23 protein-coding genes are annotated in these 25,068 nt (G+C 70.0%); 5 read left to right on the top strand and 18 right to left on the bottom strand.

Annotation, left to right across the window (positions count from 1 at the left end):
* Positions 1–178 precede the first annotated feature (178 nt).
* Positions 179–814, bottom strand: a complete 636-nt coding sequence (locus OG303_RS39705) for a TetR/AcrR family transcriptional regulator (protein ID WP_405874746.1) — start codon at positions 812–814, stop codon at positions 179–181.
* 168 nt (positions 815–982) lie between these two features.
* Here OG303_RS39705 and OG303_RS39700 point away from each other — a divergent pair, with 168 nt between their 5' ends.
* Genes OG303_RS39700 through atzF form a run of 4 tightly spaced genes read left to right on the top strand, consistent with a single transcriptional unit; the run spans position 983 to position 7,642 of the window.
* Entirely contained in the window at positions 983–1,807 is an 825-nt protein-coding gene (locus tag OG303_RS39700; RefSeq protein ID WP_405874745.1) for an urea amidolyase associated protein UAAP1, read from the top strand.
* On the top strand, positions 1,804–2,454 hold the full coding sequence (locus OG303_RS39695) for an urea amidolyase associated protein UAAP2 (protein ID WP_405874743.1): 651 nt from the start codon (positions 1,804–1,806) through the stop codon (positions 2,452–2,454). The genes OG303_RS39700 and OG303_RS39695 overlap by 4 nt, the downstream gene beginning before the upstream one ends.
* A complete protein-coding gene (locus tag OG303_RS39690; protein WP_405874741.1) occupies positions 2,451–5,966 on the top strand; it encodes a 5-oxoprolinase/urea amidolyase family protein in 3,516 nt (1,171 codons plus the stop codon). The genes OG303_RS39695 and OG303_RS39690 overlap by 4 nt, the downstream gene beginning before the upstream one ends.
* Before the next feature lie 14 nt (positions 5,967–5,980).
* Complete coding sequence (atzF, locus tag OG303_RS39685; protein ID WP_405874739.1) at positions 5,981–7,642, top strand: allophanate hydrolase; 1,662 nt, start codon at positions 5,981–5,983, stop codon at positions 7,640–7,642.
* An 89-nt stretch (positions 7,643–7,731) separates the two neighbouring features.
* On the opposite strand, the gene OG303_RS39680 is transcribed toward atzF, so the two are convergent.
* The 12 genes from OG303_RS39680 to OG303_RS39625 all read right to left on the bottom strand — a co-directional run bounded on the left by OG303_RS39680 (position 7,732) and on the right by OG303_RS39625 (position 19,920).
* On the bottom strand, positions 7,732–10,584 hold the full coding sequence (locus tag OG303_RS39680; protein ID WP_405874737.1) for a DEAD/DEAH box helicase: 2,853 nt from the start codon (positions 10,582–10,584) through the stop codon (positions 7,732–7,734).
* Between the two features lie 40 nt (positions 10,585–10,624).
* Positions 10,625–11,515, bottom strand: coding sequence for a diacylglycerol kinase (locus tag OG303_RS39675; protein ID WP_405874736.1), 891 nt, complete (start codon positions 11,513–11,515; stop codon positions 10,625–10,627).
* Positions 11,516–11,546: 31 nt separating this feature from the next.
* Positions 11,547–12,497, bottom strand: coding sequence for a twin-arginine translocase subunit TatC (gene tatC, locus OG303_RS39670; protein WP_405874734.1), 951 nt, complete (start codon positions 12,495–12,497; stop codon positions 11,547–11,549).
* 47 nt (positions 12,498–12,544) lie between these two features.
* Positions 12,545–12,832: a Sec-independent protein translocase subunit TatA gene (gene tatA / locus OG303_RS39665; protein ID WP_405874733.1), complete on the bottom strand. Its 288-nt coding sequence runs from the start codon at positions 12,830–12,832 to the stop codon at positions 12,545–12,547.
* A gap of 260 nt (positions 12,833–13,092) precedes the next feature.
* A complete protein-coding gene (locus OG303_RS39660; protein WP_405874731.1) occupies positions 13,093–13,287 on the bottom strand; it encodes a hypothetical protein in 195 nt (64 codons plus the stop codon).
* 10 nt (positions 13,288–13,297) lie between these two features.
* A complete protein-coding gene (locus OG303_RS39655) occupies positions 13,298–13,591 on the bottom strand; it encodes a hypothetical protein (protein ID WP_405874729.1) in 294 nt (97 codons plus the stop codon).
* Positions 13,588–14,625, bottom strand: a complete 1,038-nt coding sequence (locus OG303_RS39650; protein ID WP_405874728.1) for a helix-turn-helix transcriptional regulator — start codon at positions 14,623–14,625, stop codon at positions 13,588–13,590. Before OG303_RS39650 ends, OG303_RS39655 begins: the two co-directional genes overlap by 4 nt.
* 18 nt (positions 14,626–14,643) lie before the next feature.
* On the bottom strand, positions 14,644–15,597 hold the full coding sequence (locus OG303_RS39645; RefSeq protein ID WP_405874726.1) for a helix-turn-helix transcriptional regulator: 954 nt from the start codon (positions 15,595–15,597) through the stop codon (positions 14,644–14,646).
* Between the two features lie 131 nt (positions 15,598–15,728).
* Complete coding sequence (locus tag OG303_RS39640) at positions 15,729–16,100, bottom strand: FKBP-type peptidyl-prolyl cis-trans isomerase (RefSeq protein WP_405874724.1); 372 nt, start codon at positions 16,098–16,100, stop codon at positions 15,729–15,731.
* 60 nt (positions 16,101–16,160) lie between these two features.
* Entirely contained in the window at positions 16,161–17,162 is a 1,002-nt protein-coding gene (locus OG303_RS39635) for an FKBP-type peptidyl-prolyl cis-trans isomerase (protein ID WP_405874723.1), read from the bottom strand.
* 127 nt (positions 17,163–17,289) lie between these two features.
* Positions 17,290–18,651, bottom strand: coding sequence for a Pup--protein ligase (gene pafA, locus OG303_RS39630; RefSeq protein ID WP_340382033.1), 1,362 nt, complete (start codon positions 18,649–18,651; stop codon positions 17,290–17,292).
* A gap of 9 nt (positions 18,652–18,660) precedes the next feature.
* Entirely contained in the window at positions 18,661–19,920 is a 1,260-nt protein-coding gene (locus OG303_RS39625) for an MFS transporter (protein ID WP_405874722.1), read from the bottom strand.
* Between the two features lie 105 nt (positions 19,921–20,025).
* On the opposite strand from OG303_RS39625, the gene OG303_RS39620 reads away from it, so the two are divergent.
* Complete coding sequence (locus OG303_RS39620; protein ID WP_405874720.1) at positions 20,026–21,042, top strand: LacI family DNA-binding transcriptional regulator; 1,017 nt, start codon at positions 20,026–20,028, stop codon at positions 21,040–21,042.
* Between the two features lie 69 nt (positions 21,043–21,111).
* Here OG303_RS39620 and prcA read toward each other — a convergent pair whose 3' ends face one another.
* The 5 genes from prcA to dop form a co-directional block, all read right to left on the bottom strand.
* Positions 21,112–21,849 (bottom strand): proteasome subunit alpha, encoded by a 738-nt coding sequence (gene prcA, locus OG303_RS39615; protein ID WP_405874718.1) that lies wholly within the window; start codon positions 21,847–21,849, stop codon positions 21,112–21,114.
* Positions 21,850–21,911: 62 nt separating this feature from the next.
* Entirely contained in the window at positions 21,912–22,757 is an 846-nt protein-coding gene (prcB, locus tag OG303_RS39610; protein WP_405874716.1) for a proteasome subunit beta, read from the bottom strand.
* Positions 22,709–22,927, bottom strand: a complete 219-nt coding sequence (locus OG303_RS39605) for an endonuclease VII domain-containing protein (RefSeq protein ID WP_405877696.1) — start codon at positions 22,925–22,927, stop codon at positions 22,709–22,711. The genes prcB and OG303_RS39605 overlap by 49 nt, the downstream gene beginning before the upstream one ends.
* 234 nt (positions 22,928–23,161) lie before the next feature.
* On the bottom strand, positions 23,162–23,380 hold the full coding sequence (locus tag OG303_RS39600; protein ID WP_405874715.1) for a ubiquitin-like protein Pup: 219 nt from the start codon (positions 23,378–23,380) through the stop codon (positions 23,162–23,164).
* A 155-nt stretch (positions 23,381–23,535) separates the two neighbouring features.
* Complete coding sequence (dop, locus tag OG303_RS39595; protein ID WP_405874713.1) at positions 23,536–25,047, bottom strand: depupylase/deamidase Dop; 1,512 nt, start codon at positions 25,045–25,047, stop codon at positions 23,536–23,538.
* Positions 25,048–25,068: the final 21 nt, after the last annotated feature.

Genomic DNA, 25,068 nt, shown 5'->3' with positions numbered 1-25,068 from the left:
ATATTCAGCAAGCACCTGAAATGGGCCCGGACCAAGGAGTACCCTCGGCCCCATTTGCACGCTCAGGCTTCGTTCGAACACGGCCCGTGACGGCGTACAGGCATACGAAAACCACTCACCGTGACGAGTGAAGAGACGGGTCCGGACCCGGGTGAAGTCCGGCTCCGGCAGGGCTTGTTCAGACGCCCGCGATCCGCAGGGCCGCGTCCGCCGTGGCCTCCGCGAACACCGACACCGGGCGCTCGGGGTCGGAGCGGTGCACCAGGATCACGCCCTCGATCAGACCGAACAACAGGTCCGTACGGAGATCCAGCTCGCTCTTGGCGAGCGCACCGCCGGCGGCCGTGGCAGCGAGCAACTGCCGGTAGGCGTCCTTGAGTTCGGCGCGCACGGCATGGAAGCCGGCGAACCGTTCGGCGCGCACCTCGGGCAGCAGATAGAGGCCGCCGAGGTTGTGCGGGCCGCCGCACAGCAGCTCCACGTCCGTCCGGCACAGGTCCCACAGCCGGCCCTCGGGCGGGGTCGCGTCGTCGGCGAGGAGCCCTCGGGCGTACGTCAGCGAGGGCGTGACCGTGGACTCCAGGAGCTCGGCGAGGAGCTCCTCCTTGCCGGAGACGTAGTGGTACATCGAGGCCTGGCGCATACCCGCGCGCTCGGCGACCGCGCGGGTGGTGGTGGCCGCGTAGCCGCGGGTGGTGAACAACTCGGCGGCGGCCGTGAGCAGTTCGTCGCGCGGCTGCAGACCGCTGTCGGGCCGCTGCGCGGCCCGCGGCCTGCCGACCCGGCGGCCCGCCGGTCCACCCGTTGTTCCCATGCGTTCGATCCTCGCACACGGCCGTGCACAGCGATCTCCGAGTGACCTCCGGGCGATCTCCGTGAGGGCTCGGTAACCGACCGGCAACACGCGGGCAACGCCCGCGACCCGCCCGCCTCCTAATTTCTGTCGAGCGACAGAAATAACCCAGGAGCCGGAGGTCCCGCGATGGCGACAGCGACCACATACGGAGCCCGCGACCACGCACGGGCCCAGGACGGCACACGCGCCGAGGCCATGCCCGTCGTCCCGTCCGCCGACTGGCCGAACCCGCCCTGCGAGGCGGGCCACCTGGTCTGGGCCGAGTCGGTGGCGGGCGGCAACTACACCCACCGGGTGCTGGCCCGCGGCACGGAGCTGCGCCTGACCGACCTGCGCGGCGACGCCTGCGCCCACCTGCTGCTGTACGTGGCGGACCGGCCGTGGGAGCGGCTGAACGTCGCCGACACGGTGAAGGTCCAGTGGAACGCGTACCTCGGCGAGGACCGGCTCCTGCTGTCCGACCAGGGCCGGGTCCTGGCCTCGGTCGTCGCCGACACCTCCGGGCGGCACGACACGCTGTGCGGCACCTCCACGCTCGTACGCAACACCGAGCGGTACGGCGACGGCACCCCGCAGTCCGGCTCCCCCGCGGGCCGCGAGCTGTTCACGCTGGCGGCCGCGAAGAACGGCCTCGAGCCGCGCGACCTGCCGCCGTCGCTGTCCTTCTTCCAGGGCGTCGAGGTGCGCGAGGACGGCGCCCTGGACTTCACCGGCTCCACCGGCCCCGGCGGCAGCGTCACGCTCCGCGCCGAGCAGGACCTGACCGTACTGATCGCCAACGTGCCGCACCCGGCCGACCCGCGCCCCGACTACGTCAGCACCCCGCTGGAGGTCCTCGCCTGGCGCGCCGCGCCGACCGCACCGGGCGACCCGCTGTGGGAGGCCACGCCCGAGGGCCGTCGCGCCTTCCTGAACACCGCCGAATTCCTTGCCGCGAGGGGGCTCGCATGAGCACGAGCACAAGCACGCCGTCGGCCACGCACACCGCCGTGGTTCCCGCACGTGCCGCCTGGTCGTCCGTCGTCCGCGAGGGCGAGACGCTCACCATCACCGACCTGCACGGCAACCAGGCCGTCGACTTCCTCGTCTACGACGCCCACGACACGTCGGTCCGCTACAGCGCCCCCGACACGATCCACGCGCAGGGCAACATCTTCCTGACCACGGGCAGCGTGCTCATGAGCAACGAGCACACCCCGCTGATGACGGTCGTCGACGACGAGGTGGGCCGCCACGACACGGTGGGCGGCGCCTGTTCCAAGGAGTCGAACACCCTCCGGTACGGCCACCACACCTGGTCCCAGCACGCGTGCGTGGACAACTTCCTCGCGGAGGGCGCACGTTACGGCCTGGGCAAGCGCGACCTCGTCTCCAACATCAACTGGTACATGAACGTGCCGGTCGAGAAGGACGGCACCCTCGGCATCGTCGACGGCCTCTCGTCGCCCGGTCTGAAACTGACCCTGCGCGCCGAGCGCGACGTCCTCGTCCTGGTCTCCAACTGCCCCCAGATCAACAACCCCTGCAACGGCTTCGAGCCGACGGCGGTGGAGATGACGATCACCGGGGCCGGCGCCGTCGAAGGAAGCGGCGCATGACCTTCGACACGCTGCTGGTCGCCAACCGGGGCGAGATCGCGGTCCGGATCATCCGCACCGCCCGCGAACTCGGCCTGCGCACGGTCGCCGTGTACTCCGACCCGGACCGCTCCGCACCCCATGTCCGGCTCGCCGACGAGGCGGTGCGGCTGGGCCCGGCGCCCGCGAAGGAGTCGTATCTCGACGCCGACCTGGTGCTGAAGGCGGCCAAGGACACCGGCGCGGGCGCGATCCACCCCGGCTACGGCTTCCTGTCCGAGGACGCGGCCTTCGCGCGCCGCTGCGAGGACGCCGGGATCGTGTTCGTCGGCCCGACGCCCGAGCAGCTGGAGCTGTTCGGCGCCAAGCACACGGCGCGGGCGGCGGCCGAGGCGGCGGGGGTGCCGCTGGCGCCGGGGACCGGGCTGCTGGGATCTCTGGACGAGGCGCTCGCTCAGGCCGCGGTCATCGGCTATCCCGTCATGCTCAAGGCGACCGGCGGTGGCGGCGGTATCGGTATGTCGGCATGTCACTCCGCCGACGAACTGGCCGACGCCTGGGAGCGCGTGCAGCGCGTCGCCGCCGCCTCCTTCTCCTTGGCCGGCGTCTTCCTGGAACGGCTCGTCGAGCACGCCCGCCATGTCGAGGTGCAGGTCTTCGGCGACGGCACGGGCCGGGTCGTCACCTTCGGCGACCGCGACTGCTCCCTCCAGCGCCGCAACCAGAAGGTGCTGGAGGAGGCACCGGCACCGGGCCTGCCCACCCGCGTCCGCGACCAACTCACCGCCTCCGCCCGCGACTTGTGCGCGTCCGTCGGCTACCGCTCCGCCGGAACCGTCGAGTTCGTCTACGACGCCGCCCGCGAGGAGGCCTACTTCCTCGAGGTCAACACCCGCCTCCAGGTGGAGCATCCGGTCACCGAGGAGATCTACGGCGTCGACCTCGTCGCCTGGATGCTGCGCCTGGCGCGCGGCGATAGGGACGTCGTACGCGAACCGGGCGCACCCCGCGGCCACGCCGTCGAGGCCCGCATCTATGCCGAGGACCCCTCGCGCGAACACCGGCCCAGCGCGGGCCTGTTGACGCGGGTCGAGTTCCCGCCGGGCATCCGGGTCGACGGCTGGGTGGAGACCGGCACCGAGGTGACCACGTCGTACGACCCGATGCTCGCCAAGGTCATCGCGTACGGCCCCGACCGCGCCCACGCCCTGCGCCGACTGGACGAGGCGCTGGCCCGCACCCGCGTCGACGGCATCGAGACCAACCTGGGCCTGGTGCGCGCGGCGCTCGCGGACCGGGACTTCGCCGGGGCCGCACACTCCACGGCGACGCTGTCCCGCGTGAGCGACCCGACCCCGCGCATCGAGGTCGTCTCCGGCGGCACCCTGACCACCGTGCAGGACTGGCCCGGCCGTACCGGCTACTGGCAGGTCGGTGTGCCTCCGTGCGGCCCGATGGACGACCGGTCCTTCCGGCTCGGCAACCGGGCGCTCGGCAACGACGAGGGCGCACCGGGGCTCGAATGCACCCTTCAGGGACCGGCGTTGAGGTTCACCCACCCCACCACCGTGTGCGTCACGGGCGCTCCGGCCGAGGTCACCCTCGACGGCGCGCCGGTCGCCCAGTGGGAGCCGGTGACGGTGCCCGCGGGTGCCGTACTGGAGGTCGGCGCACCGACACAGCACGGCCTGCGCACCTATGTGCTGCTCGCCGGCGGCCTCGACGTGCCGGCCTTCCTGGGCAGCGCGAGCACGTTCACGCTGGGCCGGTTCGGCGGGCACGGCGGCCGGGCGCTGCGTACAGGCGACGTACTGCACGGCGGGACGGTCGCCTCGTCGGGCGGCCCTGTTCCGGTGCCGGACCGCCCGTCCTTCCATTCGACCTGGCATGTCGGTGCCGTCGAAGGGCCCCATGCGGCACCGGAGTTCTTCACCGAGGACGACATCCGGGACTTCTACGCCGCCGACTGGAAGGTCCACTTCAACTCGGCCCGCACCGGCGTGCGGCTGGTCGGACCCAAGCCGCGCTGGGCGCGCACCGACGGCGGCGAGGCGGGCCTGCACCCGTCCAACATCCACGACACCCCCTACTCCGTCGGCGCCGTCGACTACACCGGGGACATGCCGGTGCTGCTCGGCCCGGACGGGCCCTCGCTCGGCGGGTTCGTCTGCCCCGCGACGGTCCTGAGCGGCGAGCGGTGGAAACTGGGCCAGCTGCGCCCGGGCGACACGGTGCGCTTCGCGCCGGTGACCGTCGAGGGCACGCCCCGCGCGGACATCGTGGACGGCGGCGTGCTGGCCCGGGACGGCGACATCACCTACCGCCGCAGCGGCGACGACAACCTGCTGGTCGAATTCGGGCCCATGCAGCTCGACCTGGCGCTCCGCATGCGTGTCCACGCACTGATGGAGGCGGTGGCAGCACAAGGCCCCGAGGGCATCACCGACCTCACCCCGGGCATCCGCTCCCTGCAGATCCAGACGGACCCCACCCGCCTGCCGCAACACGAACTCCTCACCGCGGTACGGGAGATCACGGCGACGCTCCCGCCCACGGACCAGCTCGTCGTTCCCTCGCGCACCGTCCATCTCCCCCTCTCCTGGGACGACCCGGCGACCCGCGAGGCCATCGCCCGCTACATGGCGGGCGTCCGCGACGACGCACCCTGGTGCCCGTGGAACATCGAGTTCATCCGCCGGGTCAACGGCCTGGACTCGGTGAACGACGTGTACGACACGGTCTTCGACGCGGAGTACCTCGTACTCGGCCTGGGCGACGTGTACTTGGGCGCCCCCGTGGCCACCCCGCTGGACCCGCGGCACCGCCTGGTAACCACGAAGTACAACCCGGCGCGCACCTGGACGGCCGAGAACTCGGTCGGCATCGGCGGGGCGTACCTGTGCATCTACGGCATGGAGGGCCCCGGCGGCTACCAGTTCGTGGGCCGCACGACCCAGGTCTGGTCGGGCTGGCAGCAGCGCGGCGCCTTCGAGCCGGGCTCGCCCTGGCTGCTCCGCTTCTTCGACCGCATCAAGTGGTACCCGGTGGACGCGGACGAACTCCTCGACCTGCGCGCCGACATCACGTCCGGCCGCTTCGTGCCGCGCATCGAGGAGGGCACCTTCTCCCTGGCCGCGTACCAGTCCTTCCTCGACGAGAACGCCAGGCCCATCGCGGAGTTCAGGACCCGGCAGCAGACGGCCTTCGCCGCGGAACGGGACGCCTGGGAGGCGGCGGGCGAATTCGCCCGGGCCGAGGCGGCGGTCGCACCTGCGGCTCCCCCGGCCGAGGTGACGGTCCCGACGGGCGGTCGTCTGATCGAGGCCGAATTCGCCGCGTCCGTCTGGCAGTTGAACATCGAGCCGGGCGACGAGGTGACAGCCGGACAACCGCTCCTCGCCCTGGAGGCGATGAAGATGGAGTCCAGGGTGCACGCGCCCGTCGACGGCGTGGTGGCCGAGATCCTGGCCAGGCCGGGCGACCAGGTGGAGGCAGGGACGGCACTGGTCGTCCTGGCCCCCGCAGCGAACTGAAAGAGGAACGAGAAATGTCCACCACCCTCTCCCGTGTCCGCGCCGCCTACGCCCGCGTCGAGGCCGTGGACCGCCCCGAGATCTGGATCGACCTGCGCCCGCAGGCGGAGGTCGAGGCGGAGGCCCGGTCGATCGACGCCCGCGTCGCAGCGGGTGAGCAACTCCCGCTCGCCGGGCGCCTGTTCGCGGCGAAGGGCAACATCGACGTGGCCGGTCTGCCCACGACGGCGGGCTGTCCCTCGTATGCCTACGACCCCGAAGTCGACGCACCGGTGGTGGCCCGCCTCCGTGCCGCCGGCGCCATCGCCCTCGGCACCACGAACCTGGACCAGTTCGCCACGGGCCTGGTGGGCACGCGCTCGCCGCACGGAGCCGTGCGCAACGCACACGACCCTTCGCGCATCAGCGGCGGCTCCAGCTCCGGCTCGGCCGTCGCCGTGGCCCTGGGCATCGTCGACCTCGCCCTGGGCACCGACACCGCGGGCTCGGGCCGGGTCCCGGCCGCGTTCAACGGCATCGTCGGCCTCAAGCCGACCCGCGGCCTGGTCCCGACGGCGGGAGTGGTCCCGGCCTGCGCCTCCCTCGACTGCGTGACGGTGTTCGCCCGCACCCTCCCGGAGGCCGAGCAGGCGCTGTCCTTCATGACGGCCCCGCCGGACCGCGACCTGCCCCCGCTCCCCCAGCGCGCTCCCGGCCCATGGCGCATCGCGGTCCCGCCGCGCGACCAGCTCGGCGAACTGGACGAGGGCTGGGCGGAGGCGTACGAGGCGGCCGTGCAGCAGCTCAGGTCGGCGGGCGCCGATATCCGCACCCTCGACCTGACCCCGTTCACCGAAGCCGCCGCCATGCTCTACGAGGGCGCGTTCGTCGCCGAGCGCTACACAGCGGTGGGCACCTTTGTCGACAAGGCGATCGCAGACGGTGCCGAAGGCCTGGACCCCACCGTCGCCGGCATCATCACCCGCGCCCGCGACATCCCGGCCCACCGGCTCTACGCCGACACCGACCGCCTGGCGGCCCTGCGCACCCGCGCCCTGGCCGAACTGGCCGACGCGGACGCCCTGTTGCTGCCCACGACCCCGGGCCACCCGACCCTCGCGGAGGTGGCCGCCGACCCCCTGGGCGCCAACGCCCGCCTGGGCCGCTTCACCAACTCCACCAACCTCTTCGACCTGGCCGCGGTCGCCGTCCCGGCAGGCGAGGCGAGCGGCCTGCCCTTCGGCGTGATGCTGATCGGCCCGGCGTTCACAGACGAACGCCTGGCCAGGATCGCCGCACTGCTCCAGCCGGAAGCGCGGTTGGCGGTGGTGGGCGCGCACCTCACGGGCCAGCCCCTCAACCCCCAACTCCTGGCTCTGGGCGCCCGCTTGGACCGTACGACCACAACGGCCCCCGTCTACCGCCTGCACGCACTGGCGACGGAGCCGCCCAAGCCGGGCCTGGTGCATGTGGGCGAAGGCGGAGCCAAGATCGAGGCGGAGGTGTGGCGCCTCCCGGCGGAGGGCCTGGGCCGCCTGCTGACGGCACTCCCCCGCCCGATGACGCTGGGCAGCGTAGAACTGGCTGACAGAAGCCGCGTCCCGGGCTTCCTGTGCGAGCCGGCGGCCCTGACGACCGCCGAGGACATCACGTCACACGGCAGCTGGCGGTCCTATCTGAATCGCCGACGAGGATAGTTCGCTTACGGGCGCGGGGCTGTATCGAAATGCGGCTCCGCCGCGTGGCCGCGGCCAGCCACAGTCAACCCGCGCCCGCCAACGAACCCTCACCCCACCGACGAGTAGGCCACAACCCCCCGCAGCAACAGATCAACAGCCTTACGCGCAGCCTTGGCCACAGTGGAACCCTCCGCAGCAGAAGCCGCCGAGATCTGCCCCAACACATCGATCACCTGCTTGCACCACCGCACGAAGTCCCCGGCAGGCATCTCCGCCTCCCGCAACACCTCGTCGAGCCCCTTCCCGCTGGCCCACATGTACGCGGCCCAGGCGAACCCGAGATCCGGCTCACGCTGCCCCACACCCTCGGTCTGCGTGATCCGGAAGTCCTCCTCGAGGGCATCCAGCCGCCCCCAGATCCGCACCATCTCCCCGAGGGCCGCCTTGGCCTTGCCGGACGGCAGCTTCGGCGCCATGGCGTCGTCGCTCACCCGTGCCTCGTACACCAACGCCGAGACGCAGGCAGCCAGTTCGGCAGGAGCAAGCCCCTCCCAGACCTCCGCCCGCAGGCACTCACTCGCCAGCAGATCGAGCTCGCCGTACAGCCGCGCGAGCCGCTTCCCGTGCTCGGTGACCTCGTCGCCGCGCAGATAGTCCAGCTCGGTCAGCAGCGCCACGATCCGGTCAAACGTCCGCGCGATCGTGTTCGTCCGGCCCTCGATACGACGCTCCAGCTGCGAGGTGTCCCGCAGCAGCCGGTGGTACCGCTCCGCCCAACGGGCGTGATCCTCCCTGTCGTTGCACCCGTGGCAGGGGTGCGCGCGGATAGCGGTCCGCAGCCGCGCGATCTCGCGGTCGTCGGCCGCCTGGGACCGCTTCTTGCGGGCCCGCTCCGGCGGGATGTGCCCGGCCTTGGTGCGCAGCGCCGAGGCGAGGTCCCGACGGGACTGCGGCGAACGCGGGTTGAAGGACTTCGGGATGCGCATCCGCTCCAGCGCCTCGACCGGCACCGGGAAGTCCATCGACGCCAGCCGCTTGACCTGCCGCTCGGCGGTCAGGACCAGCGGGCGCGGCCCGTCGTGGTGCTCGAAGCCGCGGTGGCCGTTGGACCGGCCCGCGGGCAGCCCGGGATCCAGCACCAGCGCCAGACCCGCGTACTTCCCCGTGGGTACGTGGATGACGTCCCCCGGCTTGAGCTTCTCCAGCGCGACGGCCGCCTCGGCCCGTCGCTCGGACGCCCCCTGCTTGGCCAACTCGGTCTCGCGGTCCTTGAGTTCACGCCGCAGTCGCGCGTACTCCTCGAAATCGCCCAGGTGGCAGGTCATGGAGGCCTTGTAACCCTCGATGCCCTCCTCGTTGCGCTGCACCTGCCGGGAGATCCCGACGACCGACTTGTCGGCCTGGAACTGCGCGAAGGACGTCTCGAGCAGCTCACGCGAACGGTGCCGGCCGAACTGCTCCACCAGGTTGACCGCCATGTTGTACGACGGCTTGAAGCTGGAGCGCAGCGGGTAGGTGCGCGTGCCGGCCAGGCCCGCGAGGTGGTCGGGGCTTATGCCGCGCTGCCAGAGCACGACCGCGTGCCCCTCGACATCGATGCCGCGCCGGCCCGCACGGCCGGTCAACTGCGTGTACTCGCCGGGGGTGATGTCGGCGTGCTGCTCGCCGTTCCACTTGACGAGCTTCTCCAACACCACCGAACGGGCGGGCATGTTGATGCCCAGGGCGAGTGTCTCGGTCGCGAAGACCGCCTTCACCAGGCCGCGGACGAAGAGCTCCTCGACGACCTCCTTGAACGTCGGCAGCATGCCCGCATGGTGGGCCGCGATACCGCGCTCCAGGCCCTCCAGCCACTCGTAGTAGCCGAGGACGTGCAGGTCTTCCGTCGGGATGGAGGCGGTGCGCTCCTCGACGAGGGCGCGCACCTTCCCCCGCGCCTCGTCGTCGTTGAGCCGCAGCCCGGCGTACAGGCACTGCTGTACGGCGGCCTCGCAGGCGGCGCGGCTGAAGATGAACGTGATGGCCGGCAGCAGGCCTTCGGCGTCGAGCCGTTCGATGACCTCCGGGCGTCCCGGGGTCCAGACCCGCGACCGCTGTCTGCGCTCCCGCTCCCGGTCGGCCTCGCGCATCGCCCGGCCACGTCTGCGGTCCTGGTACGACGGACGCTGGGACTCCATCCGCGCCAGGCGCGTGAGGTCGGGGTTGACGGCTTTCTTGTTGCCCTCGCCCTCCTCGAACAGGTCGTACATCCGCCGCCCGGCGAGCACGTGCTGGAACAGCGGCACGGGGCGGTGCTCGGAGACGATCACCTCGGTGTGGCCGCGGACGGTGTCGAGCCAGTCGCCGAACTCCTCGGCGTTGGAGACGGTCGCCGAGAGCGAGACGAGCGTGACCGACTCGGGCAGGTGGATGATCACCTCTTCCCAGACGGCGCCGCGGAAGCGGTCGGAGAGGTAGTGCACCTCGTCCATGACCACGTACCCGAGGCCGAGGAGGGTCTGCGAGCCCGCATACAGCATGTTCCGCAGCACCTCGGTGGTCATCACGACCACCGGGGCATCGGAGTTGACGCTGTTGTCGCCGGTGAGCAGACCGACCTTGTCCGCGCCGTAACGGCGGCACAGGTCGGCGTACTTCTGGTTCGACAGCGCCTTGATGGGTGTCGTGTAGAAGCACTTCTTGCCCTGCTGCAGGGCGAGGTGGACGGCGAACTCACCCACGATCGTCTTGCCTGAGCCGGTGGGCGCCGCGACCAGCACGCCCTTGCCGGCTTCGAGTGCCTGGCAGGCCTCGATCTGGAAGGGGTCGAGGCCGAAGTCGTACATCTCGCGGAAGCCCGCGAGCGCGGTGGCCTGCTCGGCTGCCCGCAGGCGGGCTGCCGCGTACCGCTCGGCCGGTGAGAGGTCCTCTGTCATCGTGCTTTCGAGCGTACCGGGCCCCACTGACAACAGGACGATCATTATCCGGATCAGACCCTCTGAAACCTGGGCTTTACGCAGTTCAAGGGCCTACGACCCGGACCGCGCCCGGTATGCAGCGCGCGGTCAGCGGCAGCGGCCCGAGCCGCTCCCCGTCCGCGTACCCGGTGATGCCCTCGGCCTGGAGCTGCACTTTCGCGGCCCGGAACACGGTGACCTTCGGGTGCTCAACGTGGGTCCCCTTGTACACCGAGGGGAACACCTTGAGCAGCGTGGCCCGGCCGCAGTCCCCGACCACCGTGACGTCGAACAGGCCGTCGGTGAGGTCGGCACCCGGACAGATCCTCATCCCGCCGCCGTACGAGGGCCCGTTGCCGACGGCCACGAGGGTCGCCTCGGTCTCCTGGACGGCGCCGTCGTCCAGCGTGATCCGGTACGGGAAGGGCCGGAAGGCGGCGAGTTCGGCGAGCATCGCGAGGTCGTAGCGGAGACGGCCCTTGGGCCATCTCATGCGGTTGCCGCGGTCGTTGACGCGGGAGTCGAAGCCGGAGGCGAGGACGGCGCCGAACCAGTGGCCGTCGGCCTGTCCGAGGTCGATGTCCCGCAGCCGGTCGTCCTTGAGCGCCTCGGCGATCACGCGGCCCGCGGCGGCCGGGTCCCGCAGGGGAAGGCCGAGGGTGCGCGCGAAGTCGTTGCCGGTGCCCACGGCGACCAGGCCGAGCGGGGTGCGGGTGCCCGCGACGGCCTGCAGGGCGAGGTTCAGCATCCCGTCGCCGCCGACGGCGACCAGGGCGCCGGTGCCGTCCGCGACGGCGGCACGCGCGCGCGTGAGGGCGTCCTCGGCGTTCTCACCGAAGACCGTGCGCACCGCGAAACCGGCCGCCCGCAAAGCGGAAGCGGCCGGCTGCGCCGCGTGGGCGCCCCGGCCGCGGCCCGCGGTGGGGTTGACGAAGAGGGTGATCTCGCTGGTCACGGAAGTGACCCTACGAGCCTCGGCCCGCTTGTCAGGTCACGTCGTCATAACCGTTGACCCGGTCCCCGCTCGCCTGCTCGGGCAGCGCCCGGCTGGCGGAGACCGTCTCGATCTCGCCGATGTCCTCGGGGGTGAGGTCCAGATCCGAGGCCTCGTCGTCGTCCGGCCCCTCGGCCTCGCGGCGGCGCTTGCGCCGGTCGTTCGTCAGCGAGAAGGCGACCGCGCCGAAGTACAGCACCCAGATCGGTCCGGCGAGCGCCAGCATGGTCAGCGGGTCGGTGCTCGGCGTCGCGATCGCCGCGAACACCGTGATGCCCATGATCATGCCGCGCCACCAGCCGAGCATGCGCTTACCGCTCAGCACCCCGGTGAGATTGAGCATGATCAGCAGCAGCGGCAGCTCGAAGGAGAGGCCGAAGACGAGCACCATGCGCAGGACGAGGTCGAGCAGATCGTCAAGCGGCAGCAGGTTGTTGACGTCCTTCGGCGTGAAGCCGATCAGGACCTTCGCCGTGGTGGGGAGCACCCGGTAGGCGAAGTAGGCGCCGCCGAAGAACAGCGGGGCGCCGGTGCCGACGAACGCGTAGGCGTACTTGCGCTCGTGCCGGTGCAGGCCGGGCGCCACGAAGGCCCACAGCTGGTACAGCCAGATCGGAGAGGCCAGCACCACACCGGCCATCAGGGACACCTTCAGCGCCAGCGTGAACGGCGTGAGCAGACCGTTGATGGTGATCTGCGCACACTGGTGGGACTTCTCGTTCGAGTTCGCCAGCTGCTCGAACGTCTTGCCGCAGCCCACCGAGTCCAGCACCGGCTTGGTGATGATGTTGATGATGTCGTTGTAGAAGAAGGCGGCCACGGCCGTGATGACGATGATGGCCAGCATGGCCTTCGCGAGCCGGTTGCGGAGCTCACGAAGGTGATCCGCGAGGGGCATCCTCCCCTCGGGATCCTTCTCCTCTTTGCGGGCAGACTTGAGCAACCCACGTCCTCATCTCATGCGGCAGGCCGGGGGTGTCCGGCCCTGCGTCAGCGCTTGGTGGTGTCCGTGGGCTCGGTGACCGGGCGGGAGCTCGTCACGTCGCCGGGGGAAGCCTGGATGGTGCGCTGAGCCGGGGGCTGCTCGTCGTTGTTGGGCGGGCCGGCCGGGGTGGCCGTGCTGCTGCCCTCATCCTTCATCGCCTTGGCCTCGCTCTTGAGGATGCGAGCGGACTTGCCGAGCGAGCGCGCCATGTCGGGAAGCTTCTTGGCGCCGAACAGCAGGATGACGACGACGAGGATGAGAATGATCTCGGGGGCGCCGAGCCTTCCGAACATAAGTCTTTACCTTCTCACCGAGGCAACTGGGGTGGGGTGCTGTCCGACCGGTCGGACAACTGTCCGATCGACCGTATGACAGCGATCGTAACGCTCAGGGGTAAACGTCAGGCAATCCCCGTGCGTACTCCCGGTCCGCGGTCCGGGCCTCGTTCTCCGGGCCGCGACCAGCAGCGTACCTGCCGGGGTGGCCCGGGTGACAGGTCGAAGTGACCCAAACCGCCTGGGGCACATGACTCACATGCCTCGCACAGCAGTCCTCAGAGGGAGTCCACAGCGCGGGCGGTACTCACAGCCGCCCGCTCGAGGTCCTCGGCGGCCCTGTTGATACGGGCCGCGGAGTCCGTCACCTGCCTGCCGAGACGCTGCGCTTCCAGGAACACACGCACAGCGAACACCCCGAGGACGGCGAGACCCAGGAAACCCACAGCTACCGCGAACATCGGCCAGAACATGAGGCCGAGCCTAGAGGGTGGAGTGCAGCCGCAAGGTCCTGACCCCGCCGCCGGTCAGCAGCTCGACGATCCGCTCCCCCGCCGGCTTGCGGACGGAGGAGCCGCAGTCGGGGCAGGTGAAGGAGTAGAAGGTGGTGCGGCTCGTGGCTCCGATGACGAGGCGCAGGGCGCAGGCGGCGAGTTCGAAGCTGCCGCGACAGTCCGGGCAGCCCGCTCTGAAGGCGACCGGGGACACGCTTCTCATCCCGGCGAAGGCCGATGCCACCGACATGTCCTGGACACCAGACACCGACGACTCGCTCAAAGCTCCTGCTCCTGCCTGTCGTACTGCCCGTCGTGAACCGCATGCCCTCCGTGCGGTCCCGCCGCGACCCCGTCGTACGCCGCTAGCGCCTCCCTGGCCGCCTGCCGGGCGCTGTCGGCGAGCTCGCCCGGGGCGACGATCCGGCCGTCGCGCCCGAGGCGCAGCGCCAGCCGCCGCAGGGACGTCGGATCCGGGGTCCGCAGGGTGATACGCAGCCCGCCGTCGGCAAGCTCATCCGCACTGTCGTGCGGGTAGTACTCGGCGACCCAGCGGCCGCCCGGGCCGACCTCGACGACGACCTCCGGGTCCTCGGCGGCGGGCTGCACCAGGGCCTCCGACAGATCCCGCAGCTCGATCTCGGGCGGCGCGGAAGGTTCGTCCAGGATCCTGATCTCGGCGACCCGGTCCAGCCGGAAGGTACGGCGCGCCTCGGAGCGGCGGCACCAGGCCTCCACGTACGTGTGCCCGACGCTGACGAGCCGGATGGGGTCGATCTCGCGCTCGGAGAGCTCGTCACGCGCGGGCGAGTAGTAGCGGATCCACAGGCGGCGGCGCTCCGAGATCGCGCGGTCGACGTCGGCGAAGACACCGCCCTCGGACTCGAAGGTCACGGACAGCCGGGAGCTGGCGCCCGCCGCCTCACCGGCCGCCGCCTCCAGCTTCGCGTTGGCCCGCAGCAGCGCCTGCCGGTCGCTCTCCCGCAGCCCGGGCAGGGTGGACACCGCGCGGGCGGCCACCAGCAGGGCCGTCGCCTCGTCGGCGGCCAGCCTCAGCGGCTCCGCCACGTCGTCGGGGTTGTGCCACCAGATGCGCTCGCCGTCGGTGTCGATGTCGAGCAGGTCGCCACCGCGGAAGCTGGTGCCGCACATGGGCAGCACGTCGAGGTCGGAGACCAGCTCGTCCTCGGTGATGCCGAAGGCGCGCGCGACGTCCTCGACCCGGGCCCCGGGCCGCTCCCTCAGATACGTCACCAGGGAGAGCATCCGCCTGGTCTGGTCGATGGCGTTGACGGGCCTGACCGGTTTGCCTGCCACAGTGTTGTCCGCTCCCCCTCAGCCCTTGGCCACGGCCCGCAGCCGGTCGACCACGTCCGCACGCAGCTCGGCCGGCTCCAGCACCACCACGTCCGGCCCGAACTCCACCAGCCAGGCGTCCAGCCCGTGCCCGTACGGAATCTCCAACTCGTCCCAGCCGTCGCCGAGTTCCCGCACCGCGGTGGCCTTCGCCCGAAGGGGGTACCCCGCCCCCGAGCGCAGCCGGATCAGCGCGGAACGGTCGGCGGTCTCCCCCGCCCAGCTCGCGACGGTCTCCCGGACGGTGACCACGTCGGGAATCTCGGCGGTGAACAGGCCATTGCGGCTGCGCACCTTGCCGGTGATCCGGGACAGCCGGAACACCCGCTCCGCGCCACGGTCGCGGTCCCAGCCGGCCAGGTACCAGTGGCCGCGCCAGCACTCCAGCGCCCACGGCTCGACATGCCGGGGCTCGGGGTGGGCGGCGGTCGCCTTGCGGTAGTCGAAGACGACCGGGCGGCGGTCGCGGCAGGCCAGCATCAGCGGCTCGAACGCCGCCTCGTGCACCGGGATCCGCGGCTCCAACGCCCCATGGGCCTCATACGGGTCCACGTCCTCGGGCATCCCGGCCGCGCGCAGCTTCTGCAGCGCACCGCTGGCCGCACCGGCGAGCCGAGCCTGCTGCCAGACCTTCGCGGCCAGGCCGAGAGCGGCGGCCTCCTCGGCGTCGAGAGTGACGGGCGGGAGGCGGTTGCTGTCACGGCGGGCCAGATAGCCCATCTCACCGTCGAGGTTCTCCACGGTCTCGATGACCAGGCCGAGTTCGCGCAGATCGTCCTTGTCGCGCTCGAACATCCGGCTGAAGGAGTCGTCCGAGTTGGCTTCCAGATAGGCCTCGATGGACTCACGCAGCTCGCGCTTGCTGAGCGGCCGCCGCGTCCCGAGCAGACACAGCGCCAGGTTCATCAGCCGCTCGGCCTTGGCAATGGCCATCGACGCCCTTCGCCTCCCTATGGTGCTTACGGACGTTGACCGTACCGCCCCGAAGTGGCGGTGCAAAAGCCGAGGGCCCATGCCCGGACAGGCATGGGCCCCAGGTGATCGGGTCCGGTCGGATCCGACGGTCAGACGGCGACGAGGTCGACCACGAAGATCAGCGTCTCGCCCGGCTTGATCGCCGGGGTCGGGCTCTGGTTGCCGTAGGCGAGGTGCGCGGGGATGGTCAGCTGGCGACGGCCGCCGACCTTCATGCCCTGCACGCCCTGGTCCCAGCCCTTGATGACACGACCGCCACCGAGCGGGAAGCGGAACGGGTTACCGCGGTTCCAGCTGGCGTCGAACTCCTCGCCGGTGCTGAAGGCAACGCCCACGTAGTGGACGGTGACGGTCTGGCCCGCCTGCGCCACCGCGCCGTCGCCCTCCCAGATGTCCTTGATCTCGAGGTCCGCCGGGGGCTCGCCGCCCGGGAAGTCGATCTCGGGCTTCTCGATGCTCACGTCTCTAGCTCCTGCTTGTCTGCGAAAAGGCAACACGCACAGTCTTACATCACCGGGCCGTTACATCTTGGCGAGGATGTCGACCGAGAAGACCAGCACGGAGTCCTTCTTGATGCCGCTGCCGGCCGGCGGCTTGTCGCCGTAGCCCAGCTTCGGCGGGATGACGATGAGGACCCGGCTGCCGACCTTCTTGCCCGTCAGGCCCTGCGCCCAGCCCTTGACGACCTGCGAGAGCCCGAACGACGTCAGCGCCTTGCGGCTGTACGTCGAGTCGAACTCCTTGCCGGAGTCCCAGAACACTCCCTTGTACTGCACGAGCACGCTGTCCTTGGCAGTGACCACGTCTCCGTCGCCCTCGATGACGTAGTTCGCCACCAGCTTGGTCGGCGCGTCCTTCTTGGGGATGTCGATGGAGGGCGCCGCGCCGTCGGTGTTGGTGCCGACCTTGGGCAGGGCCGCGTCGTTCTGCGCGACGTCCTCTCCCTTGGCAGAGCTCTTGCCGTTGAACGTGGCCTGCACGTCCACCACGAACACCAGGGTGTCGGTGCCCTTGATGCCCGCCTGCGAGTTGCCCTCCGTGCCGTACCCCCAGGTCGGCGGGACGGACATCTCGACGCGGCTGCCGGCCTTCTTGCCCGTCAGGCCGTACCGCCAGCCGTCGATGATGCTGCCCTGGGCGAGCTGGATGACCAGGGGGGCCTTGCGGTCGTAGGAGTTGTCGAAGACCTTCGCCGTGTTCCAGATCTGACCGACGTAGTGGGCCTGCACGTAGTCGTTCTCCGCGACCGTCTGGCCTCCGCCCGCGATGACCGTCCTGACCGCCATGTTCTTCGACGGGTCGCCGGTGCCCTTGGCGATCGTCGGCTTCTCACCGAACTTCGTACCCGCCGTGATGGCCGGCAGCGGACCGTCGACGATCTTCGGCGGTGGCGCGGCGGACGTGGCCGACGCGGAGGGCGACGGGCTCGCCTTAGCCTCGCTGGAGTCGGACTTGTCGTCGCCGCATCCGGCGAGCGTGACCAGTCCTGCGGGTACGGCGATGAGAAGGGAGCGTCGGCGCACGGTTAAGGCCTCGTATCGGTCGATCTTGTTGATGGCGTGCGCGCAACTCTACGGCGTGAGAAGGGCGCCGTACGGGAAACGTACGGCGCCCGTGTTGCGTTCCGGTTCGTCACTCGAAACGCATTGCTCACATTCCGGCGATCAACTTCTCCACCCTGTCGTCCACCGAACGGAACGGGTCCTTGCACAACACCGTGCGCTGCGCCTGGTCGTTGAGCTTCAGGTGCACCCAGTCGACGGTGAAGTCCCGACGCTGCTCCTGGGCCCTGCGAATGAAGTCACCGCGCAGCCGGGCCCGAGTGGTCTGCGGCGGAACGGACTTGCCCTCGAAGATCTTCAAGTCGTTGCAGATCCTGGTGGCTTGACCCTTCCTCTCGAGAAGGTAGTAGAGACCACGACGGCGGTGGATGTCGTGGTAGGCGAGGTCTATCTGCGCGACCCGCGGATGCGACATGGTCATGTTGTGCTTGGCCCGGTACCGCTCGATGAGCTTGTACTTCATGACCCAGTCGATCTCGGTGCCGATCCGGTCGAGGTCCTCGGCCTCGATCGCGTCGAGCGTGCGGCCCCACAGCTCCAGGACCTGCTCGACGGTGCCCGTGCGGATGCCGCGGCGCTCACAGAAGTCCACGGCCTTCTCGTAGTACTCGCGCTGCACCTCCAGGGCGGAGGCCTCGCGGCCACTGGCCAGGCGCACCTTGCGCCGACCGGTGATGTCGTGGCTGACCTCGCGGATCGCCCGGATCGGGTTCTCCAGCGTCAGGTCGCGCATCACGGTGCCCGCCTCGATCATGCGCAGCACCAGGTCGGTGGCGCCGACCTTGAGCAGCATGGTCGTCTCGGACATGTTCGAGTCGCCCACGATGACGTGCAGACGGCGATAGCGCTCGGCGTCCGCGTGCGGTTCGTCGCGGGTGTTGATGATGGGCCTCGAGCGGGTCGTCGCCGAGGAGACGCCCTCCCAGATGTGCTCGGCCCGCTGACTGACGCAGTACACCGCGCCACGCGGGGTCTGCAGCACCTTGCCGGCACCACACAGAAGCTGCCTTGTGACCAGGAAGGGAATGAGAATGTCCGCGAGCCGGGAGAACTCCCCGTGGCGCGCGACGAGATAGTTCTCGTGGCAGCCGTAGGAGTTGCCCGCCGAGTCGGTGTTGTTCTTGAAGAGGTAGACGTCGCCCGCGATTCCTTCCTCGTGCAGGCGTCGTTCGGCGTCCACCAGGAGTCCTTCGAGAATGCGCTCGCCGGCCTTGTCGTGGGTGACCAGTTCGGTCACGTTGTCACATTCGGGTGTCGCGTATTCCGGATGTGAGCCCACGTCGAGATAGAGGCGTGCGCCGTTTCGCAGAAAGACATTGCTGCTGCGGCCCCATGACACGACACGGCGGAAGAGGTACCGCGCCACCTCGTCGGGAGACAGGCGCCGCTGTCCCCTGAACGTACACGTGACGCCGTACTCGTTCTCCAGCCCGAAAATGCGGCGGTCCATGAGTGAACATTACGCCCGATCCCCCGAGCTGAAACGGGGTTCGACGGCACGGTTTGGATCATTTTCCGATGAAGCCGCAACCACCGCGCCCCCTCCGGGAGCTGCGAGGACGCGCCCGGTGGCCAGCAGAACCAGCAGCGACACGGCCCCGGCGGCACCCGGCACGGCGAAGCCCCACACCGCCCCGCCCCACTCGACGACCGGGCCCGCCAGGCCCGTTCCCACCGACGAACCCACCGTGAACGTCGTCACAATCCAGGAAAACGCCTCGGTGACCGTGCCACGCGGCGCGTGCCGGTCGACCAGCACGAACGCACAGGCGAGGCACGGCGCCAGGAAGAGACCGGCGACACCCGCGAGCGCCGTCATGGCCACCGGACCCGGCATCAGAGTCAGCGGCAGGTAACACACCGCCAGAAGCGCCACGAGCACCCGCAGTCGCCGCTCCGGCGGACCACTCCACTGCCGCGCACCGTACGCCGCACCGCCGACGAGCGCCCCGAGACCGATGGCCGACATCAGCCACCCGTACACCGCGTCCCCACCGTGCCCGTCGGCATACGAGACGGCGGCGACCGCGATGGAGCCGAGCGCCATCCCCACCGCCAGGAACGCACCGAGCAGCACCAGCAGCCCGGGCGAGCGCAACGCGCCGAGCCAGTGCGCCTCGCGCGGCGCCGAACGCCACGCGCGCGAAGGCGGCGACACGACCACCGACACCGCGCCCAGCACACCGACGACATTCACGAGCACGAGCGCCACCTGCGCCGACCACAGCGACACGCACAGGGTCACCAGCAACGGCCCGACCGTGAACAGGACTTCCTGAGCGACAGCGTCCATCGCGTACGCCGTCTGCACCTGACCCTCGCTGCGCAGCACCGAGGACCACAGCGCCCGCAGACCACCCTCCAGCGGCGGGGTGAACAGTCCGGAGAGCGCCACGCACGCGTAGGCGAGCCCCAGCGGATCCGTGCCGGTGAAGGCGAAGGCGGACATGGCGAGCGCCGACGCGAGCGCGGCGGGCAGCTGCACACGCGGCTGCCCGTAGTGGTCCACGAGCCGGCCCAGCAGCGGCTGCCCCACTGCGTTGGCGACCCCGTACACGGCGGCGAGCCCGCCCGCGAGGCTGTAGCTGCCGCCCTCCGCACGGACGAACAGCACGATGGCGATCGCGGCGACGGCACACGGCAACCGCCCCACGAGCGTGCCCGCGAGCAGACGCACGGCGTGCCTAGCCCGGAGGATCTCCACGTATCCCGCAGCCATGTCCGCTTCCCCTCACCCGCACCGCCGGAAGTTTTACGTATAACTTCCTCTCTCATACGTACCATGTGCGCTGTTCACGAGTCCAGACGAAAGAGCAGGCCCACGGTGGCACGAGGCAGCACCCGCCCCACCAGCCGTGACGTCGCCCAGGCCGCCGGCGTCTCCCAGGCCGCGGTCTCCCTCGTCCTCGGCGACAAATGGCGCGGCCGCGTCTCCGAGGCCACAGCCGAACGCGTACGAGAAGCCGCACGCGACCTCGGCTACCGCCCCAACCTCGCCGCCCGCAACCTGCGCCTGGGACGCACCCGCACCGTCCTCCTCGTCGTCCCCGCCCTCACGACGGAGTTCTTCGCGGGCGTCTACACCGGCGCCGCCCGGGTAGCCGCCGACCACGGCTTCGGCGTCGTCCTCTACCCCTCCCCCGAAGGCATCGGCCCGGCCAGGGACCCCTTCGCCTCCGCCCAAGCCGCCCTGGACGGCGTCATCGCCTCCTCCATGGCCGCCGACGCCCTCACCGCCATCCGCGGCGACCAGCTGCCCCTGGTGATGCTCGACAGCGACCCCGAGGGCAGCCTCGGCGCGGCGACGGTGAACCTGGACATCGCGGACGGCGTCCGCCAGGTCGCCGACCACCTCCTGGCCCTCGGCCACCGCCACTTCCTGCACCTGGCGGCCGACATCGCGTCCTGGACCTTCGAGGTACGCGCGCGCGAACTCGCCACCCGGGTCGGCACAGTCCCCGGCACGTCCGTGCGAACCACCCGTGCGCCGATCTCCATCGAGGACGCCCTGACCGCCGCCGAAGCAGCGCTGGCGGCACCCGGACCCCGGCCCACGGCGCTGGTGTGCGACGACGACAAGCTCGCGGCCGGCGCCTACAAGGCCGCCCGCCGCCTCGGCCTGCGCGTCCCCGACGACATCTCCGTCACCGGCCTCGACGACCTCGCCCTCGCCACCGCGCTCGACCCCGAACTGACGACGGTCCGCCTGGACGCCGAGCTGTTCGGCGAACAGGGCATGCGAGCGCTGCTCGCGGTCCTGGAGGGCCGAACGCCCGAGGCAGGCGACATCCCCGTCGAATTGGTCGTACGGGGCTCCACGGCCCCGCCAAGCCGCTCCTGAACGCCCTGCGCCCCGGCCGTGTCGTCGACCGGGGCACAGAAGGGGCCAAGGGGTTGAGGCGAGCCGGGACTACTCCTCCTCGGAGCTCTCCGCCTCGGTGGCCGCACCGTCGCTCTCCAGCAACCTGGAGAGCTGGCTGCCGACAATGCGCCTGAACTTGCGCGCCTGCGGACGCGTACGGTCCAGGACCGCGACCTCCAGGCGCTCGGCGGGAATCTCCCGCTGTGTGCCATTGGTGTCACGGGACAGGGCCTGAACGGCCAGCGTGAGCGCCTCGGCCAGCGTCATGCCGTCCTGGTGACGCTGATCGAGATAGCTGCTGATCTGCTCGGCGTTACCACCGACCGCGACCGAGCCGTGCTCGTCCACGATCGAACCGTCATGCGGCAGCCGATAGATCTGGTCGCCCTCGGGCGTCTCACCGACCTCCGCCACGACCAGCTCCACCTCGTACGGCTTCTCGGCCGCACTGGAGAAGATCGTGCCCAGGGTCTGGGCGTAGACGTTGGCGAGACCGCGGGCCGTCACGTCGTCACGGTCGTAGGTGTAACCACGCAGATCGGCATACCGCACACCGCCGATCCGGAGGTTCTCGTACTCGTTGTACTTGCCGGCGGCCGCGAAGCCGATCCGGTCGTAGATCTCGCTGAACTTGTGCAGCGCACGGGACGGGTTCTCGCCGACGAACACGATGCCGTCGGCATACTGCAGCACGACCAGGCTGCGGCCACGGGCGATGCCCTTGCGGGCGTACTCCGCCCGGTCGGCCATGGCCTGCTGGGGTGAGACATAGAACGGCGTCGACACCGGTTATCCGTCCCTTTCTGTCGAAGTCACTGGATCACCCTGCTAACAGAAGTCCGCCGCCGCTACAGCAGCGCGGCCCGCGGGCCGTCGGGCTGCTCGAGGCGCCGCTCCAGGATCGAGCGGGCGATCTCGGAGGACTCCTCGTCGGTGAGCCGACGGAAGCCGTCCTCGGTGATCACGGTGACGATCGGATAGATCCGGCGGGCGACATCGGGACCACCGGTCGCCGAGTCGTCGTCTGCCGCGTCATAGAGGGCCTGCACCACAAGGGTCGTGGCCTCGGCCTCGGTCAGGTCGCCACGGAACAGCTTCTTCATGGCACCGCGCGCGAAGATCGACCCTGAACCCGTGGCGGCGAAGTTGTGCTCCTCGGAGCGACCGCCCGTCACGTCGTAGGAGAAGATGCGGCCCTTCGCACGGTCCACGTCGAAACCGGCGAAGAGAGGGACCACAGCCAGGCCCTGCATGGCCATGCCGAGGTTGGAGCGGATCATGGTCGACAGGCGGTTCGCCTTGCCCTCCAGGGAGAGCTGCGCACCCTCGACCTTCTCGAAGTGCTCCAGCTCCAGCTGGAACAGCTTGACCATCTCGACGGCGAGGCCGGCGGTACCGGCAATTCCGACGGCCGAGTACTCGTCCGCGGGGAACACCTTTTCGATGTCCCGCTGCGCGATGACATTGCCCATCGTGGCTCGCCGGTCACCGGCGAGTACGACACCACCAGGGAACGTGACGCCGACGATCGTGGTGCCGTGCGGCGCCTCGATCACGCCCTGGGTGGGCGGCAGTTGCCGCTTGCCGGGCAACATCTCCGGCTGGTGCTCGGACAGAAAGTCCATGAAGGACGACGACCCAGGCGTCAGGAAGGCAGCTGGTAGACGCCCGGTGCTACGAGTGTTGGCTTCCACGCGATTCCTTCCAAGTAAGCGGCGGCCCGACGGACGGCGTCGGGGTCATCTCCCAACTTGCCGATGGCCGAATTGCAGTTGAAGCACAGTACGCCTCGGACCCTACCCGTCTTGTGGCAGTGATCCACATGGATGGCCGGGGCTTTCAGGCAGATCCCGCAGAGCCCCATGTGAGAGGCGATCATCTCGTCACGTTCAGCTTCGGTGAGGCCGCAATGCCGCTTCAATGGGCCGCCGCGCGCTCCCGGAGGCAAGCCTGCAACCCGTCGCGCGCATCGCCTTGTTTCTCGCGAAGGCTGTCCGCGGCCCGACCTCCTTGCACCGCGAACAGCGCTTCACGTCCACTTCCTCCGGCACTCAAAGCCCTCGCAGCACCGAACCTTCGATTCGAAGGAACAGGGGGCTTACTGCCCACCTTTTTGCACGAAGGACCTCACGAAATCCTCAGCGTTCTCTTCGAGGACATCGTCAATCTCGTCCAGGACGGAGTCCACGTCGTCGCTCAGCTTCTCCTGGCGCTCCTTGAGGTCGTCGGATGCCTGCGCATCCTCTGTCTGCTCCTCGACCTCTTCCGTGGAGCGCGTCGCCTTCTGCTGGCCGCCGCCGGTGTCCTTGGTCGCCATAACCCTCACCCCGCTCGGTTCGACGTTCTTGATCAGACCCTACAAGCAGGGTCTGACATCGGCCCCGCAGTTCCCTCAACGTACGGGGACCACCTCGATGATTCCCGGACACCGACATTTCCACCCTGTCGGGCCGGGTCGATCCCGGTACCCCGTCAGTTGCCCGACAGCACCCTGACCAGGTCTTCTGCCGTGCGGCACCGGTCCAGGAGCTCCTTGACGTGATTTCGCGTTCCGCGAAGCGGTTCCAGGGTTGGGACGCGCTGGAGCGAGTCCCGGCCCGGGAGATCGAAGATCACGGAGTCCCAGGAGGCCGCCGCGACGTCGTCCGCGTACTGCTCCAGACAGCGTCCGCGGAAGTACGCGCGTGTGTCCTCCGGCGGCTTCGTACGGGCTCGCTCGACTTCGTTCTCGTCCAGGAGTCGCTTCATGCGGCCTCGGGCCGCGAGACGGTTGTACAGGCCCTTCTCGGGGCGTACGTCGGCGTACTGGAGGTCGACCAGGTGGAGGCGGGCGGCGTCCCAGTCGAGGTCGTCGCGGCGCCGGTAGCCCTCCATGAGTTCCCGCTTGGCGACCCAGTCCAGCTCGCCGGCCAGGCTCATCGGGTCGTTCTCGAGTCGGTTGAGGGTGTCCTCCCAGCGGGCGAGGACGTCCTTGGTCTGGTCGTCCGCGTCGGAGCCGAAGCGCTCCTCCACGTACTTGCGTGACAGCTCGAAGTACTCCATCTGGAGCTGGACCGCGGTGAGGGTCCGGCCGCTGCGGAGGGTGACCAGGCGCTTGAGTGTCGGGTCGTGGGAGACCTGGTGGAGGGTGCGGACGGGCTGGTCCACGGCCAGGTCGACGGCGATGAAGCCATCCTCGATCATGGACAGGACGAGTGCCGTCGTGCCCAGCTTGAGGTAGGTCGAGATCTCCGAGAGGTTCGCGTCGCCGATGATCACGTGCAGGCGGCGGTACTTCTCGGCGTCGGCGTGCGGCTCGTCGCGCGTGTTGATGATCGGGCGCTTGAGGGTGGTCTCGAGGCCCACCTCGACCTCGAAGTAGTCGGCGCGCTGGCTGAGCTGGAAGCCGTGTTCGTGTCCGTCCTGGCCGATACCGACGCGGCCCGCTCCGGTGACGACCTGGCGGGAGACGAAGAAGGGCGTGAGGTGGCGCACGATGTCCGAGAAGGGGGTCTCCCGCTTCATCAGGTAGTTCTCGTGCGTGCCGTAGGAGGCGCCCTTGTTGTCGGTGTTGTTCTTGTAGAGGTGGATCGGCTGGGCGCCGGGGAGCTGGGCCGCGCGTTCCGCGGCCTCGGCCATGATGCGTTCGCCGGCCTTGTCCCAGAGGACGGCGTCGCGGGGGTTGGTGACCTCGGGAGCGCTGTATTCGGGGTGTGCGTGGTCGACGTAGAGGCGTGCGCCGTTGGTGAGGATGACGTTGGCGAGGCCGATGTCCTCGTCGGTGAGCTGGCTGGAGTCGGCGGCCTCGCGGGCGAGGTCGAAGCCTCGCGCGTCCCGCAGCGGGTTCTCCTCCTCGAAGTCCCAGCGGGCCCGGCGGGCCCTGTGCATCGCCGCTGCGTAGGCGTTCACGATCTGGGATGAGGTGAGCATGGCATTGGCGTTGGGGTGGCCGGGGACGGAGATGCCGTACTCCGTCTCGATGCCCATTACTCGCCGTACGGTCATGCGGCCCTCCTTGCCCGGCGC

Source organism: Streptomyces sp. NBC_00005 (assembly GCF_045160215.1).
Taxonomy (GTDB): Bacteria; Actinomycetota; Actinomycetes; order Streptomycetales; family Streptomycetaceae; genus Streptomyces.
This window is presented reverse-complemented; position numbering and strand designations above follow the sequence as displayed.

What these genes read in the sequence shown, in the direction of transcription:
- OG303_RS39605 (WP_405877696.1), bottom strand. Translation starts at nt 22,927, where the DNA reads ATGGGGCTCTGCGGGATCTGCCTGAAAGCCCCGGCCATCCATGTGGAT.
- OG303_RS39645 (WP_405874726.1), bottom strand. Translation starts at nt 15,597, where the DNA reads ATGGCCATTGCCAAGGCCGAGCGGCTGATGAACCTGGCGCTGTGTCTG.
- OG303_RS39695 (WP_405874743.1), top strand. Translation starts at nt 1,804, where the DNA reads ATGAGCACGAGCACAAGCACGCCGTCGGCCACGCACACCGCCGTGGTT.
- atzF (WP_405874739.1), top strand. Translation starts at nt 5,981, where the DNA reads ATGTCCACCACCCTCTCCCGTGTCCGCGCCGCCTACGCCCGCGTCGAG.
- OG303_RS39660 (WP_405874731.1), bottom strand. Translation starts at nt 13,287, where the DNA reads ATGTTCTGGCCGATGTTCGCGGTAGCTGTGGGTTTCCTGGGTCTCGCC.
- OG303_RS39700 (WP_405874745.1), top strand. Translation starts at nt 983, where the DNA reads ATGGCGACAGCGACCACATACGGAGCCCGCGACCACGCACGGGCCCAG.
- OG303_RS39625 (WP_405874722.1), bottom strand. Translation starts at nt 19,920, where the DNA reads ATGGCTGCGGGATACGTGGAGATCCTCCGGGCTAGGCACGCCGTGCGT.
- OG303_RS39690 (WP_405874741.1), top strand. Translation starts at nt 2,451, where the DNA reads ATGACCTTCGACACGCTGCTGGTCGCCAACCGGGGCGAGATCGCGGTC.
- OG303_RS39600 (WP_405874715.1), bottom strand. Translation starts at nt 23,380, where the DNA reads ATGGCGACCAAGGACACCGGCGGCGGCCAGCAGAAGGCGACGCGCTCC.
- tatA (WP_405874733.1), bottom strand. Translation starts at nt 12,832, where the DNA reads ATGTTCGGAAGGCTCGGCGCCCCCGAGATCATTCTCATCCTCGTCGTC.
- pafA (WP_340382033.1), bottom strand. Translation starts at nt 18,651, where the DNA reads ATGGACCGCCGCATTTTCGGGCTGGAGAACGAGTACGGCGTCACGTGT.
- OG303_RS39705 (WP_405874746.1), bottom strand. Translation starts at nt 814, where the DNA reads ATGGGAACAACGGGTGGACCGGCGGGCCGCCGGGTCGGCAGGCCGCGG.
- dop (WP_405874713.1), bottom strand. Translation starts at nt 25,047, where the DNA reads ATGACCGTACGGCGAGTAATGGGCATCGAGACGGAGTACGGCATCTCC.
- OG303_RS39680 (WP_405874737.1), bottom strand. Translation starts at nt 10,584, where the DNA reads ATGATCGTCCTGTTGTCAGTGGGGCCCGGTACGCTCGAAAGCACGATG.